The organism is Butyrivibrio sp. VCB2001 (assembly GCF_000423965.1).
Classification (GTDB): domain Bacteria; phylum Bacillota; class Clostridia; order Lachnospirales; family Lachnospiraceae; genus Butyrivibrio.
Genome location: NZ_AUIZ01000003.1, coordinates 78085 through 93538 on the forward strand (window position 1 = coordinate 78085; position 15454 = coordinate 93538).

The following is a 15454-nucleotide window of genomic DNA, read 5'->3' on the forward strand; positions in this document are numbered from 1 at the left end:
TTGACTCATTTTGAGTCAGTGGGGACGTTTCAGTTTGACTCACATCCTGCAGGAGAACTTACTGTTAACAATCTCCCCGACAGGACTGTTTCTTCTTATAAAATCAATAAGCAGATCCGGCATCTCATCTGAGTAACTCTTCACCGTAGGGCTGTTTCCGATGCACTCATATCCGCCGGTACCTGTTGCCCTGTAGTTGCTGGTAACAAGCGTATACTGCTGGCCATCAACAAGTTCGCTTCCATCAAGCTTTCTCATGGTAACCACCCTGTCGCCGACAGGTCTTGTCAGATCGAACTCGTACTCAAGTCCGCCATAGAAATCATAATTGTAATGCTCAACCTTAGGCTGAAGGAACACCTTGGAAATACTGACTTCTCCTGTTTCCTTATTATAATCGAAGTACTCCGCGCATCTCTCCAAAGCCTCTTTTAATACCGCCCTGGTGACGCCCTTGACCTCAACAGTGTTTGCAAACTGGTAGATTCCAAGCACATCCCTGACTGTTATCTCCTTCTTAAGTCCGAGGGGATCGTTCGACAATGAAGTGCATGAGAAATCCGCACCTGTGTATTCAAGCTCAACCTGATTAAATATTGATGCCACCTTGCTTCCGTGGAGTGCTGCATAGAGTTTGTCCTCAGGAAGAATCTCTTTTTCCAGGCACCCGATGGGTATATCCAGCCATTTATCCAGCTTAAGACTCAGATCATCCATAAAGGCGTGCTCTGACTTTATCTTTTCATAAGCCTCTCCCGGCTCCTTAACAGAAACCAGCTCAGATGAGATGTCCCATCCGTCATCGCCTCTTACAGCCTCTACTTCACAGTATTTCCTTGCCTTGTCAGGTGGCTGAACCCCGTAGGTTCCGTCTATAACAACACCCTCCACCGGCATGTGCTGATGACCCGTAAGGAGGATGTCAAAATCCAGTTCCCTTGCAATCCTGCAGGCTTCATTCTCCCTTGTCTCCGAGAGCTTCTTTCCTGTTAAAAGATCTTCTTCAAACCCGCCGTGATAGATGCAGACTGTAATGTCGCACTTTCCCTTAAGGTCATCAAGCTCATGCCTTAGGCTTTCCACAGGGTCTTTTACCTCGAGCTCAGAGAGGTTTTCCTTCTGCTCCCAGACATTAACATATCCGGTTACTGCTCCGGTTATTCCGACTCTTGTGCCGTCTTCAAGAACATGGATGACGTTTTTCCTAATGCCAAGAGCGCCTCTTTTATCCACAACGTTGGCGCAGATAAGTGTTGCCTTCATGGCTGATACATAATCAAGGATAGCATCATACCCGAAATTGAAATCGTGATTGCCCAGAGTGTAGTAATCAAGACCCATTTCCTTAAAGCCCTCTGCCATCGGATGAAAATCATATTCATCTCTGTGCTCGAGATAATAGGAAATAAGCGGAGTTCCCTGAAGTGAGTCGCCACCGTCGATGACAAGAGTATTTCCGTCCTTGTTAATTTGGGCAGCAACACAAAAAAGCCCCGTGTTCTCGGGGCGATTCTGTGCATAGTTTATCGGATATAAGCTTCCGTGAGTATCTGATGTAAATATGATACGCATATATTATCCTCTTGTAAGTTTTACTCTGATCCTGGTTGAGATGAACTCGATGATAAGGATCAGAACGATAAGTCCTGCCAAAAGAGCTCCTGCCTCATTCCATCTGTAGGAGTTCATGGCGAAAATAAGTGGTGCACCAAATCCGCCGGCGCCAACCATACCAAGGATTGTAGCGTCACGAAGGTTGATGTCGAACCTGTAGATAGCTGTTGATGCGAAGTTAGGCATCAGCTGGGGAAGGATTCCGTAGCGGATCTTCTGCCAGGTGTTACAGCCTGCTGCATCCAAAGACTCGATGACACGAGTATCAAGATCTTCAATAGCCTCGATGTACATCTTGCTTATCATACCGATGGAGCACACACCCATGGTAAGAAGACCTGCGAAAGCTCCGGGGCCTGTTACACGGATGAACATAAGTCCGTAAACGAAAGCCGGAATTGTACGCGCTGCCATGATGATAAGTCTTCCTGCAAATGCTATCGGAAGAGGAGTTAAGTTTGATGCTGAGATGAATGCAAGCGGGATTGAAATGATAGCTCCCACGATTGTACCAAGGAATGCGATACAAACGGTCTCAAGCATCAGGTAAGGAACTCCCTTTGTTGAAAAGTCGAATAAAAAGCTAAGGTCAGGATGGAAGATTCCGGACAAAACGTTAAGGGCGATCTGTCCTCCGTCCTGTGTGGATCCGCTGGTTTCAACAGCGCTGCCACTCCAAATAAGGAGTCCAACTACTATTACGGCAGTTATCAAATTGTAAACCCAGTCCTTGGGTCTTTTATCATATGCCTGTTGTATTCTCTGATTCATTTATCTACCTCCGCCTTCAGACGAGCTTCTTACGAAGCATACGGCTGACAGACTCAATGATGAAGACTGTTACAAAAAGTGCCAGAAGGATCATTCCAACGCTTGGATACTCTCTCCAGCTGATCTTCTCATTGAGGATAAGTCCGATACCGCCGGCTCCTACATATCCCAGAACTGCTGCGTATCTTACGTTACCTTCAAAGTTAAAGAGGCAGTTTGAAAGATAGAAAGGAAGAACCTGAGGAATGATAGCAGAGATGAAAGCCTCAGATCTTGTGGCCCCCATGGCCTGCATGGCTTCAAAGGCTCCCATATCAACAGTCTCAATCTCCTCGTAGGTAAGCTTTCCTATATAACCAAAGGAGAATACTGCAATAGCAACTGTACCTGCCAGTGTTCCAAGTCCGAAAACAAGAGTTGCCACCAACGCGATTACGATGGTTGGGAGTGTTCTGATAAGAGAGAACATAACTCTCATCACGGAAACTACGATCTTACTGGGACATACATTGGTGCTGGCCAGCATTGCAAATGGTACGGACAAAAGAGCTCCTACCACAGATCCCAGAAGTGACATCTTTATTGTGTCAAAAAGAGGCTCCCAGATCTTGGGCATGTAATCAGTCTTTGGTGGGAACATCTCTCCCAAAATAACGAAGAACTGACCAATCCTTGAAACAAGGACCTCCATATCAAAACCGGTAATCTTAACCGAAAGAGCACACATTGCAAGGACGAGTATCACGTAGATAGGTGCTCTTGACGCCTTCTTGTAGGCCTTTTTACCGTTAGGAAGGACGTACTCTTTTGGCTTAAAAATCTTGTCGTAAAAAGTAAGATTCACCTAAATCACCCCTCTTCCTGTAAATTGCCTTCGCGGTCAACCTTTCCAACATAAATGGTATCAAGAACCTCATCCCACTGTGTTCCCTGGGCAGGTCCATCAAATACGATCTTACCTTCTCTGATTCCGATGACTCTCTTGGCATACTTAAGAGCAAGGTCGATGTGGTGAATATTGATAAGGATCGTGATATTCATATCCTCATTGATCCTCTTGAAGTCACCCATAACCTGATTGGCTGTAACAGGATCAAGGGCTGCAACAGGCTCATCTGCAAGGATGATCTGTGGGTTCTGAGCAAGGGTTCTTGCAAGGGCAACTCTCTGCTGCTGTCCACCTGAGAGCTGGTCAGCACGAACAAAGGCCTTATCAAGAATGCCAACCTTATCAAGGCACTCAAGGGCTTTTACTTTCTCTTCCTTGGTATAGATTCCAAATACTGATCTGTACCATGGCATATCAGGAACGAATGCTGTGAGCACGTTCTTTATAACAGTAGTACGTGTGATCAAGTTGAATGACTGGAATATCATTCCTATCTTTCTTCTGAATCTCCTGAGAGTCTTGCCGGAAAGACTCATGACATCAACACCATCCACGGTGAGTTTACCACTGGTTACATCGTGCATCCTGTTGATGGTACGAATAAGTGTAGACTTACCGGCTCCGGACAAACCGATGATAGCAACAAATTCTCCCTGATCAATCTCGAGGTTGATATCCTTTAGTCCCTCGAAACCATTGGGGTATACTTTTCCTACGTTTTCAAACTTGATCATTTCTTTTTCTCCTGATATAAACTCAAAACTCGAAAAAATTGGGGAGGCGTAATGTCCTCCCCAATATGAATAACAATGTAATTCTGCTCCGCGCCAATTACTGCATTGACTTGATGAGTTCCTGAGCAGCTCTCTCTGACTCGTAGTCCTCAGCCTTAGCCTCTACATAACCGTTGTGGTTGTAGATAGAGATAACTTCCTTACCTGCATCAGAGTTTCCGATATTGATAAATGCCTGTGTTACAGCAGCCTTGAAAGCATCATCCATAACCTTTGATGTCTTGCTTACGCTTATTGTATCGTTGTAGATACCGTCTGTTACACCGATTACGTTTGTCTCATCCCAGATAGAAGCAGTTCTGCCAAACTCTGTTGTCCACTTCTCCTCGTTGTCACGTCTTGCATCTGCATAGCAGCAAAGAACGTCGATCTGGCCTGAAGCAAGTCTTGCAAAAGCGTTACCATAAGAATCCGCCTGTACAGCGTGTGTAAGGTCTGTGATGTGCTTCTCATAGTTCTCCTGAAGCCAGAGTGAAGGATAAATATATCCAGCAGAAGATGAAGAGTTCATAACGCTCCAGTTAAGACCGTCAAGGTCCTCCCATGTTACTTCCTCGCCATTGTTAACCTTCTCAGCGATAGCCTGACCAGCCTCTGAAGGTCCTGCGATGATAAGTCCACGATAGAATGTAACCTGCTCCTCTGTGGGCTCTGTAGGCTTGTTGTCGTTCCATGTCTTAGCATCAGGGCTCTCTATTGAAAGACCGTCTCTTGTTGCTGTAAGGATAACATCGCAGCCATCCTCGTAAAGTACGTATGTACCACCGGGGATAAGACCTACATCGATAGTACCTGCTGAAAGTCCCTCGCCTACTGCCTCGTAGCTGGTTCCAACTGTAATGTCAACTTCGCCAACTTCATAGCCAAGTCCTGCAAGCTCTGTTGTAAGGAGCTCCTTAAGTGGCTCTGTAGCTGTAACGATCTCATCAGGGTCACGTGAAGGTACAAAACCGATTGTAAGCTTGTCAACCTTTACGTTCTCTGCTGCAGCGGGAGCAACCTCAGTAGCCTCAGTCTGCTCTGTTGTCTCTGCAGTTTCTGTTGCAGCAGGTGTCTCTGCTGTCTCTGTTGATGCAGAATTGCCGCATCCTGCAAGCATTGTTACACATGAAATGCCTGCGATCATCATTGCGAAAAATCTCTTCATAATTCCTCCTGCCTATTTTAGGCGTTATCAAAATTTCGGCAAAAAAATACCCACGTGAATTGCACATGGGTACTCCTTGCTAATTGCACGACAGAAAGTTTAAGCTAAACTTTATCTTTTGTCAATGAATTCTTATTAATATATAACCCGTAATTATGCGTAATATGTCAAAGTCTGGATAGAATGCGCTTTGACAATGAGTTTTGCTGAAGATTCTCCCTCAGTAACCGTAACTGCAGTATCTACATCAGACTCACTAAGGAGGATCACAACTCTCTCTCCGTCGGGGTTAACAAAACCTACACTCTTGATCCTGTCAGTGTAACAGGAAGTCCAAATAAGTCTGGCGCCTTCTTTTATGTATCTTGAAAAATGACCTATGTAGTAGTAGGAGAGCTTCTTTTCATAATCATCCCCCGCCTCATTGGCCTTTATAGGCGCATCACAGTAGTTGCCCACGTGATTTGGTCCGCCCTTAAAATCTACCATAAGGTTCCAGTCAAAGATGGCTGTAATGCCGTTTTTAAGATTGCCCAGCATCTGGTGGGCATACATCTCGGCATTGTGAATGTCACCTTCTCCGGCAAACCTTGAATACTCAACGCATCCTTCGGTAAAGAATATCTCTTTTTCAGGGAAGTGCTTCCTTATAAGACCAAGGTTCTCAAAATGATCTCCTGTGTACCAGTGGACAGCGCAGCCAAAGATGTACTTGTCGGCTCCGTCCTTCTCCATGATATCCTTAAATCTCTTGTAGCTTACTTCCTTGTTGTGGTCCCAGACAAGAACCTTTACTTCATCAAGAAGTCCTGCCTTCTCAAGCGCAGGCCCCAGGTAATTTAATGCAAAGTCCGCCTCCTGCTCAGTTGTATATCTGCAGGAATCCCAGGTCTGGGTTGCATTGGGTTCGTTCTGTATTGAGGTAAAAGAGATCTCGATGCCTCTCTTCTTATATTCCTGAATAAACTTTACAAAGTAATCTGCCCACAGCTCTCTGTACTCAGGCTTAAGTTCTCCGCCGTGATTCATCTCGCCGTTGGTCTTCATAAACGCAGGTGGAGACCAGGGTGCCATTAAAAGAACCAAAGGCTTGCCCAGCTCTTTTTCAGCTGCCTTGATCATAGGAATGATCTCTTTTTCATCATGTGCTATGTCAAAGCTGTCAAGGCTCTCATCGCCCTCTTCGATGTAAGTATAATTGCCCAGGGCAAAGTCACAGCTGTTCATGTGAATGCGCCCCAAGTTGTATCTGAGGCCGTCAGCCCCGAAAATATCGGCAATGAGTCTTTTTTGAGCCTCATCGCTTAGGCCACTGTATGTATGAGCCGCAGCCTCGGTAAAGGCTCCTCCGAACCCGCGTATAGTGGTCTCCTTCTCATCAGGAAAAACCACCAGGGCTTTCATTTCGCCTGCAGGACCTGCATCTTGAAGCGTACTGCAGCTCCAGTATTTACCGCCGGCAAAATGGGTCTCAATTGCTGTTATATTTTTCATCATAAATCCTTTGCTATCGTCGAATCGCGCGGGATTATCCTTCCATTTAAGGTTATCAGTCTTCCGGCTTCTCCGCTGATCATGCGAACAAGCTGTTCCACTGCTATGATGCCCTGTTTTTCAAAGAATGTTCTTATGGTTGTAACTGATGGGCTTACCACTCTGGTCAGCTCGATATCGTCACATCCCATAACACTTACCTGCTCCGGTACCTTTACTCCGCTGTCCCTGAGTGCTTCAAGTACACCGATAGCACTTAGGTCGTTAGCTGCAAAGATTGCATCCGGTAGCTCTTTTCCCGAATCAACAAATTGCGTAACCGAGTTATAGGCTGCAAGCCTCTCAAACTTACCCGGAAGAATGTAGTCATCATCTACAACAATTCCGGCGCGCTTTAAAGCTCCCAAAAATCCGCCTCTACGCTCCTGGTTATCGTAATTGTCCTCTTCTCCTTCTATATACATAAATCTCTTGTGGCCAAGCTCAAGCAAGAACTTCGCAGCCTGTTCGCCGCCGTTTCTTGAATCAAACACAACGCTTGAAGACTTATCGCCCACAAGGATCCTGTCAATGTACACCGTAGGTATCTGCTGGTTCTTAAGGATCTTTTCCTGATCGGGTCCTATGGCTGAATTGAGGATAATTGCGCCATCAACCCTGTGTCCCATAATGTTTGCCATGATATGAAGCGGGTCAGAGCTTAAGAATATCTCAAGTTCATAGCCGCTCTCCACACAGGCTCTGTATATGGAATCAGAAAGTTCTCCGTAGTATGGTCCTCTGATAGCTCCAAGGAACAGTCCTAATACTCCGGTTGCCTGGGCCTTTAAGTTTCTGCCATTAAGGTTTGGGGTATAGTTAAGTCTCCTTGCCACTTCAAGGACTCTTTCCTTGGTGTCGGGATGCAGAACATTCACATTATTAAGGGCATTTGAAACAGTGGAGATTGATACTCCCGCTTCTCTTGCCACGTCTTTTATCGTTATCTTTTTGTTATCGTTTTCCCTTTTAGCCAAGGCCTGTTCCCCTTTTCCTCATGCACTACGCTATTTTCTATATTCAGCAGAGGGCAAAAACGTTTTTCGCCCTCTGCTATTATAACATATCAGACTCAGGTCAAGAGGTCATCGCCCTGATTAGTTGTAATTGTACTCCTCGCAGTATGCTTTCCACTGCTTTGTGTATTCTTCACGGCACTTATCAATGCCGGCCTCAGTCATCTTGTTTCTGAACTCTTCTACTGCTGCATCTACATCATCAACAAGTCCAGCCTCAAGTGGAGCGAGGTACTGTCTCATTACGTTGCTGACTGCTGATCTCTCAGCGCTGTAGGAATCATAGTTCTCTGAGAATCCATCATAAATGTTTACGTTAGGGAACTTTGTCTTTTCGCCAAGTGCTGCGTACTTATCGAACATCTCCTGAAGCTTAACGTCTGTCTTCTGAGGAAGCTTTGTCTCGCCGTTTCTGAGGTTCCATGTGTTGAAGCCTTCGTAAGGGAATGTAGCTGTCTCGCCGGCTTCTTCCTGAAGGTTCTTGTAGATACCATCAGCTACATCATAATGTGTTCCCTTGATACCGTACTGAACGATTGCGTTGATCTCGTCATCGCAGAGCATTGCCTGAAGTACAAGAAGTGCTCTCTCAGGGTTCTTGCAGCCTCTTACGATAGCTGTTCCGTTCTGTGTTGCATGTCCGGGATAGATAACACCGTTTGTCTCGCCGTATGCTACATAAGCTGACTCCCAGCCCTGTCCTGCATTCTCAAAATCAGCAATAGCTGTGATCTGCTTGTTAGGGTTCTGTCCTGCAACTTCTGCTACGCAAAGACCGTTCTTGTAGGCATCAGAGTTGTTTGTGTCTGAAAGTGCACTCTTTGACCAGAATCCAAGATCTGCCCACTTCTTCATGAGCTTCATGTCATCTACGAAATCATCTGAGTACCAGTAGTCATAAACATCTGAAGGTGTGTCATAGTTTGCTGCAAGGCCGTAGTCAAGACCGTTGTTAGCAACCCAGTTGTACTTGAAGTTAAGTGCCCAAGCTGCATCGAAACCCGTCTTAAGTCCCTGGCTCTCTTCTGTTGTTACTGTAAGAAGTCCCTGGTTAGGCTCGTTCTCCTTGATTCCAAGAAGGTATGCCTCGAGGTTCTCAAGTGAATCAGGTACAGGAAGATCATATTTTGCTCTGAGGTCCTCTCTGTACTTAACACCGTTACATACATACTCAGCCCATGTGTTAGGTACTGCATAGATCTTGCCACCAACTCTGCACATGTTGAGGTTTGCATCACCTACAAGTGCCTTGAGGTCAGGAGCTACTGTATCAAGCATGTCGTCAAGCTCTTCGAAAGCACCGCTGCTTGCAAGCTGTCCATAGTTGAGCCAGTTAGCAATATAGATAAGGTCTGCGCTCTGAGCTGTGATCTCGTTAGCGTATTTCTGCTGGAAATCTGTCCATGTTGAGAACTGCATATCAACAGTTGCGTTGCACTTCTCAAGAAGCTTCTCATTGAGAGCTGCCTCAACAAGTTCCTCATCCTGAGGAGCATCACCCATTACGTAGAATACAAGGTCAACCTGCTCTGAGAGATCAAGGTCTGCAGCTTCTGCAGGTGCCTCTGCCTCTGTAGCCTCAGCTGCCTCTGTGGTTGTCTCTGCTGCAGGGATCTCTGTAACGCCCTGCTCAGCGAGCTGATCAGCTGCTGACTGTGTTCCGGCTCCGCCACAACCTGTGATCACGCCGGCTACCATTGCCATTGATAACAATGTTGCTAAAACTTTCTTTTTCATATTTGCCTCCTTTGTGATATGAAAACGTTTTTATTTCTTTGTAAATTAAATGCTGAGCTTACTCAGCCTTTTACCGCACCAACAGTAATTCCCGAAACGAAGAATTTCTGTACGAAGGGGTAGAACAAAAGCACGGGACCTGTAGCCACAACCGCCATTGCAAGCTTAACCGACTCTGTAGGAAGGTCTGCCGTCTTCATGCTTACGTTACTTGCCATCTGCTTCATGGCTGTTGTGGCATTGAGCAGATCGTAGAGGTAGAACTGCAGCTGCCAGGTGGATGAATTGGTACTGAACATTGATGATCTGTACCAGTCATTCCAGTAACCAAGTGCCAGGAAAAGACCTACTGTAGCAAGTCCGGGCTTGAGCACCGGAAGCACGATCCTGAAGAAGATGGTGAAGTGTCCTGCTCCGTCAATCTTAGCTGACTCTGTGATGGCATCGGGCACAGCTCCGACAATGAAGGTTCTCATAAGGATTACCAGGAAAGGACTCATAAGAGCCGGGAACCAGATTGCCAGTGTTGATCCCTTAAGTCCAAGTACGTTTGCATACATCAGATACCATGGGATCATTCCTCCTCCGAAGATGCTGGTGAAGTAAATAAGGAATGATACTGTATTTCTGTACTTAAATTCTTTTCTTGAAATAACATATCCCGTGAGGGTTATCATCATAAGTCCGAGACCTGTTCCGACTACTGTGTAGTAGATGGTCATCTTGTAGGCCTGAAGGATATCCTTGGGCGACTTAAAGATCGTCTGATAAGCAGATAATGTAAAGTCTCTTGGAAGAAGTGAATAACCCTGTGTAAGTATCGTTGCGTTGTCCGTAAAGGAACCCGAAACGATGATGATGAAAGGCAGCACGCATACGATTGATCCTATTACCAGGAGGGTATATGCTATGGCCTCAAAAACCTTGGTGCCTGTAGACTTCTTAATGGTCTTTGGCGCTGAAGGCTCGTAATCTAAATCTCTTGCCATACTGTGCTCCTTTCTTAGAATAATGCGTATTCGGGATTTCTCTTTTTAACCGCGAAGTTCACAAGTACGATGATCAGGAATCCAAATATTGACTGGTAAAGACCTGCTGCCGTTCCAAGTCCAATGGAAAGCGGCTGTGTCATTGTAATTCTGTAAACGTAGGTATCGAAGATATCCGTTGCGTTGAACAATACGCCGTTGTTACCGATGAGCTGATAGAAGAGCTCAAACTGTCCCTTCATAATGCTTCCAAGTGCATAAAGCAGAAGGATTATGAATGTAGGCTTAATGTGTGGCAGAGTGATGTACCAGATCTGCTGAAGATCATTAGCTCCGTCAACTCTGGCTGCCTCATAGATCTCGTTATCGATGCCCATGATAGTTGCCAGATATACAACCATTCCGTATCCGATGTTCTTCCAGAGGTAGAAGAAGGTGATCAGGAAAGGCCAGTAGGATGGATTGTTGTAGAAGTCAATCCTCTCTCCACCCATCTGTGTGACCAGGTTGTTGATAAGACCGTACTGATATTCAAACACGTTATATACGATAACCTTCAGGATAACGAAGGATACGAAGTATGGCATGAACATCAGGGTCTGTGAAGTCTTTTTAAACCACTTCACTGTTACTCTGCTGACCAGAATGGCAAATATGATCTGAAGAACATTGCCGACACCGATGAATACAACGTTGTAAAGAACTGTATTCTTGGTGAGTCTGAACAGGTCAGCCTTGATCAGGAACTCAAAGTTCTTAAATCCTGTAAAAGGGCTGGACCAGAGTCCGTCTCTGAAGTTGAAGGATGTAAAAGCAAAGTACACACCCAGCATTGGCAGGTAGTTGTTGATCATGAAGTAGACGAAGGTAGGTATCAACATGACGAACAGTACCCAGTTTCTTTTAAGTTCAACAAGGAGTCCGTGCTCCCTGTATTTTTCTCTCTCTTTTTTCTCAAGGATCTTGATGTAGATGTAAGACAAAAGAGATACTACCAGCGATATTATTACCGCTGCCCCCGGAACAAATCCGGTGGTCTTAAAGTGTCTGTTTGAAAAAATAATAAAAATGATTGTTGCCAGTGCAGTCAGAAACTGAAACAGGAATGCGCATTTACCTGCTGCGAGAAGTCCAAGTTCTCCTTTTCCCTTCTTAAGTCCGAAAATTGTGCGGATGATAAATGCTACATTGAAGTAAATAGCTGCTGCTGCGAGTATTAGCAGGACCATTGCGAACAGTCCCAAAACTCCCTGATTTGCATACTGGACGAAGGAAAGCAGATTGTACAGGTTATAGCCTGTGAGCAAATCTGCTGCCATGTCCTTGGTAACACCTATTCTTGAGAACAGGTCAACCAGGTTCACGACCCTTATCCAGTTGAAAAATGGGAGTAGCAGGATCAGACACACTGCGCTGATCCCGGAAATCCATTTTTTCCTCATAAAACCTCCCAAAAGCGCTTGAAACCATAATAAAAACGTTTTTATTTATTTGATATTCGTAGTCTAGCATTTTGCGTCTATTTTGACAATATACTTGGCGTAATTTTGTATATTTGCGACAATTAAACAATTTAAAATTCTACCGTTTTAACAAAAACGTTTTTATTCCTGGCCTTTATTACCAGCGGAAAACTCTTGCTATCCAGCCGATAATCTTAACCGCAGTCTTTACAATTGCTCTGACTACAGTTACTACCGCATGTGAAATTGCGGGTATATCATGTCCCGGATTATGTGGCTGATCCGGTGTATTTGGTGTATCCGGCTGATCAGGCTGATCCGGTGTGCCTGGCTGATCAGGTGTATCAGGTGTGTCTGGTGTATCCGGCTGATCTGGGTCATCAGGTGTTCCGGGCTGGTCCGGATCATCCGGATTTTCAGGATTCTCAGGATCTTCCGGTTCTTCCGGATTCTGTGCATCAACCGAAACGACATCGATGTAGTCGTAGTTGAGCCATTCTCCATCAAAGGTTCCGCCAAGGATAAGCCTGTTGTAGCCTTCCTTAAGCTCTACTTCGATATCTGCATAAACCATGTGATCCCATCCCTGACCGTTATTTGGCAGTACAAAGGATGCGCTCTGTGCTCCCTCAAGCTGATATACAGCTGTGAGATCAACACCTGCACCGTTTCCGGCAACAGTGATCTTGTACTTTCCGTCCTTAGGTGCAAAGATACTGTAATCTGTGTAGTTGAGCTTCTTGGCAATGATGTCATCGCCAACAACGAATGAACCGACAGTTGCGCCCATTCCGCCAACACCGTTTTCATTTGCACGTCCTGAATAGAAGCCCTGATGCTCAGCAGGTGGATTGTTAGCTGACCTTACAGCGTGATCCTCTGCCTCATATCTCTCTGCGCCGGTCTCCTCAATTATTGTGATTGGTGAAACGGCAACATCAAAGAATACAGGTGTTTCGCCTAAAGCTGCTTCGTTATCTAAAGTGATGGTATTTGTTCCCTCAGTAAGTTCTGTCTTTCCAAGTACAGTTCTGAAAGCCGGCTCTTCTGCGTCAGTCATGTATCCGACATAGAAGCGATACTCTCCTGCATATTTTGCATCCACAGTTACTGTTACATTGCTCTCGTCAAAAGAGATTGCATCGCCCTTAACTCTCTTAAATCCACTTGTAGCTTCAGGGAATCCGTCAGGCTCTTCAATGGCATCAAGGCTGATGATGTCGATGCAGTCAATGTTTGCCCAGTTATCCTGATTGAGGATTGTGCCTGAAAGCTTGAATTCATTAAAGCCCTGCTGAAGGTGAAGAGTAAGCTCAGACTTGTTCATTGAGTTCCATGGTGCACCTGCGTTATCAAGATTTATAGCAGTGTTCTCACCGCCGTTAAGTCTGTAAACAGCAGTCATTCCATCGGCGCCGTTTCCGTTCCAGTGCCATGTAACACGATAGTCACCCTCTTTTTCCGCAAAGATCTCGAAGTCAACATATTTCATGTTTGACCAGTCTTCAGCGATTTCTTCGAAGGTCACGTGTGTATTAAGATTTCCTACAGCGTAGCCGGCTGAGAAGAATGACTGTCCCTCAAGGCCTGCATTGGTGTAGAAGAATTCACCCTCAAGGCGGAGTGTTCCATCCTCTTTTACTGTTACAAAGTGTCTTGTGGTTGCGATGTAGTCGATGTTCATCCAGCCGCTTCCAAGAGCACCCGAGATCTTAAGTGTATTTTCGCCCTTCTCAAGATCTACATAAGCTACAACATCGTGCATCTTGTCCCATGTTCCGCCGGAAAGTCTTGGAACCTGTACAAGCTGTGCTTCATTATCGCCGACCTTAACAAGGATTTCCTTGTCATCATCACCGTTGTAATGCATAACGATGGGGTACTTGCCCTTATCTGCTGCCTTTACAGTGAAGGTGAGATAGTTGATGTTGGACCAGTCATCTGCAACGTTATCAGCTGTAACATCTGTGTTCATGTTGCCTGCTGCCTTGCCACCTGAGTAAAAGCTCTGATCTTCGAGCTTACCGCCGGTAATTGAGCAAACAGCCTCATCTTCAACTTCAAGCTTCTGCCAGCCGCTGATGAAGTCACTCACAGGCTCTGCTGTCACAGGCTCAGTTGTGTTCTCATAAGTCTGTGCATTGCACCACTTACTTACAATCTCAATGAGCTCATTGTTAGGGCTTCCCAGGCTTGTTGCTGAATTCTCCCAAAGCTCTTTTATCTCGTCAAAAGAAGCTGTGGAGATATCAAGTCCGTTGTCCATGTACTCGGGGTGATGGTAAAGTCCCCAGTTGCCATAGCCGGTTATTGTCTTGTAGGTCCATGATGTCCAGTTGATACCAAGCTCTGTAAGAAGTGCAAGGCCATCATCCCAGGCACCGTAATTGTTAAAGTAGTTGAACTCACCCATGTAGCTGGGTACGTTATAATCAGCATTTCCGATGGCGTTTGTCTTGTTCTCCATGTTGGAGATCTGACCGCCGCCTTCGTTGTCGTAATCATCGTAGAGATAGTTGTGATACTCATACATTACGTTTTCCCAGCCATAAGCTTCGGGATCCGGAAGATCCTCAGGATTCCAGGTAGCTTCCATGATGATCACGTGGTCAGCATCTTCCTGTCTGATAACGTTGTATGCTCTGTCATAAACATCCCAAAGGATAGTGTGGAGCTCATCTGCAGACTTTGATGAATTGTAACGGTATGTGCAGTAGGGCTCATTAAGAAGATCATAGCCTGCTACTGTTGCGTTTCCTTCATATCTGTCTGCGATTGTTCTCCAAAGGCTTAAGTACAGTTCCTGATTTGCAGCTGCATTATCACCAAAGAAGAACTCTGAAGCTGCTTCCTTGTGATCCTTGCCATCAAGTCCGGAGTGATCACTACCGTTCTGTGATCCGGGTGCTCCGTGCATATCAAGCACTACGTACAGTCCGTACTTTGAACACATGTCGACAAACCAGTCGAGTCTCTCAAAGGCTGTAGCATAAGGATCGGATGCTTCCTCATCATATCCGTAGTAGTTGCCGTTTTCATCAACAAGGTTTCTCCACCAGAAAGGAAGTCTGATGGTGTTCATTCCCATTGCACGGCAGTTGGCAAAGTCTTCTTCCTGCCAATAAGCTGTTTCCCAGGCAGCTATCAGCTCTTTTGCACCATCTTCTCCAAACCTCTCGGTAAGGTTACCTATGATGGTTGTCTGGTCGTACACATCAGCAGATTCTCCGGATGGAGTCATCCAGAATTCCTGCAAGAGATATCCGCCGGCATTGGTTCCGCGCAGGTTGATGATATCTCCCTGACCGTAATTGGTCCTCAGGTTCTTGCCGTCTGCCTTGATGAATGCAGATCCGCCGGTTTCTTCCAAAGCTTCTCCCTCCTCTGCCATGACGGTCATACCAGGTGCTCCCATAGCAAGTACTGCCGAGAGCGCAAAAGCAAAACCGCGTTCAAGAATTCTAGTTACTTTTCCTCTCATACTTTATACCTCCCAATTTT

The 15454-nt window shown here is 45.6% G+C and carries 11 protein-coding genes; all 11 read right to left on the reverse strand.

Going from position 1 to position 15454, the window contains the following annotated elements:
- Positions 1 to 39: 39 nt before the first annotated feature.
- On the reverse strand, positions 40 to 1572 hold the full coding sequence (locus tag G589_RS0105085) for a bifunctional metallophosphatase/5'-nucleotidase (RefSeq protein ID WP_026521324.1): 1533 nt from the start codon (positions 1570 to 1572) through the stop codon (positions 40 to 42).
- Between the two features lie 3 nt (positions 1573 to 1575).
- A complete protein-coding gene (gene phnE / locus G589_RS0105090; protein ID WP_026521325.1) occupies positions 1576 to 2385 on the reverse strand; it encodes a phosphonate ABC transporter, permease protein PhnE in 810 nt (269 codons plus the stop codon).
- A 16-nt stretch (positions 2386 to 2401) separates the two neighbouring features.
- Positions 2402 to 3229 (reverse strand): phosphonate ABC transporter, permease protein PhnE, encoded by an 828-nt coding sequence (phnE, locus tag G589_RS0105095; RefSeq protein ID WP_022767827.1) that lies wholly within the window; start codon positions 3227 to 3229, stop codon positions 2402 to 2404.
- 5 nt (positions 3230 to 3234) lie between these two features.
- A complete protein-coding gene (gene phnC / locus G589_RS0105100) occupies positions 3235 to 4008 on the reverse strand; it encodes a phosphonate ABC transporter ATP-binding protein (RefSeq protein WP_022767828.1) in 774 nt (257 codons plus the stop codon).
- Positions 4009 to 4105: 97 nt separating this feature from the next.
- Positions 4106 to 5215 (reverse strand): phosphate/phosphite/phosphonate ABC transporter substrate-binding protein, encoded by a 1110-nt coding sequence (locus G589_RS0105105; RefSeq protein ID WP_026519081.1) that lies wholly within the window; start codon positions 5213 to 5215, stop codon positions 4106 to 4108.
- A 153-nt stretch (positions 5216 to 5368) separates the two neighbouring features.
- Positions 5369 to 6712, reverse strand: a complete 1344-nt coding sequence (locus tag G589_RS0105110; RefSeq protein WP_081668937.1) for a glycoside hydrolase family 30 protein — start codon at positions 6710 to 6712, stop codon at positions 5369 to 5371.
- Positions 6709 to 7725: a LacI family DNA-binding transcriptional regulator gene (locus tag G589_RS0105115; RefSeq protein ID WP_026521327.1), complete on the reverse strand. Its 1017-nt coding sequence runs from the start codon at positions 7723 to 7725 to the stop codon at positions 6709 to 6711. Before G589_RS0105115 ends, G589_RS0105110 begins: the two co-directional genes overlap by 4 nt.
- A 120-nt stretch (positions 7726 to 7845) precedes the next feature.
- Positions 7846 to 9501, reverse strand: a complete 1656-nt coding sequence (locus tag G589_RS0105120) for a DUF3502 domain-containing protein (protein WP_026521328.1) — start codon at positions 9499 to 9501, stop codon at positions 7846 to 7848.
- Positions 9502 to 9563: 62 nt separating this feature from the next.
- Positions 9564 to 10490, reverse strand: a complete 927-nt coding sequence (locus G589_RS0105125; RefSeq protein ID WP_022767833.1) for a carbohydrate ABC transporter permease — start codon at positions 10488 to 10490, stop codon at positions 9564 to 9566.
- 14 nt (positions 10491 to 10504) lie between these two features.
- Positions 10505 to 11932 carry an ABC transporter permease gene (locus G589_RS22210; RefSeq protein ID WP_242826422.1) on the reverse strand — a complete coding sequence of 476 codons (1428 nt, stop codon included), beginning with the start codon at positions 11930 to 11932 and terminating at the stop codon, positions 10505 to 10507.
- 178 nt (positions 11933 to 12110) lie between these two features.
- The gene (locus tag G589_RS0105135) at positions 12111 to 15434 is read right to left on the reverse strand and encodes a cellulase family glycosylhydrolase (protein ID WP_026521329.1); all 3324 of its coding nucleotides are present in this window, start codon (positions 15432 to 15434) and stop codon (positions 12111 to 12113) included.
- Positions 15435 to 15454: the final 20 nt, after the last annotated feature.

Excerpts from the sequence above, each read along its gene's own strand:
- G589_RS0105085 (WP_026521324.1), bottom strand. The coding sequence starts at position 1,572 with ATGCGTATCATATTTACATCAGATACTCACGGAAGCTTATATCCGATA.
- phnE (WP_026521325.1), bottom strand. The coding sequence starts at position 2,385 with ATGAATCAGAGAATACAACAGGCATATGATAAAAGACCCAAGGACTGG.
- phnC (WP_022767828.1), bottom strand. The coding sequence starts at position 4,008 with ATGATCAAGTTTGAAAACGTAGGAAAAGTATACCCCAATGGTTTCGAG.
- G589_RS0105105 (WP_026519081.1), bottom strand. The coding sequence starts at position 5,215 with ATGAAGAGATTTTTCGCAATGATGATCGCAGGCATTTCATGTGTAACA.
- G589_RS0105110 (WP_081668937.1), bottom strand. The coding sequence starts at position 6,712 with ATGATGAAAAATATAACAGCAATTGAGACCCATTTTGCCGGCGGTAAA.
- G589_RS0105120 (WP_026521328.1), bottom strand. The coding sequence starts at position 9,501 with ATGAAAAAGAAAGTTTTAGCAACATTGTTATCAATGGCAATGGTAGCC.
- G589_RS0105125 (WP_022767833.1), bottom strand. The coding sequence starts at position 10,490 with ATGGCAAGAGATTTAGATTACGAGCCTTCAGCGCCAAAGACCATTAAG.
- G589_RS22210 (WP_242826422.1), bottom strand. The coding sequence starts at position 11,932 with ATGAGGAAAAAATGGATTTCCGGGATCAGCGCAGTGTGTCTGATCCTG.
- G589_RS0105135 (WP_026521329.1), bottom strand. The coding sequence starts at position 15,434 with ATGAGAGGAAAAGTAACTAGAATTCTTGAACGCGGTTTTGCTTTTGCG.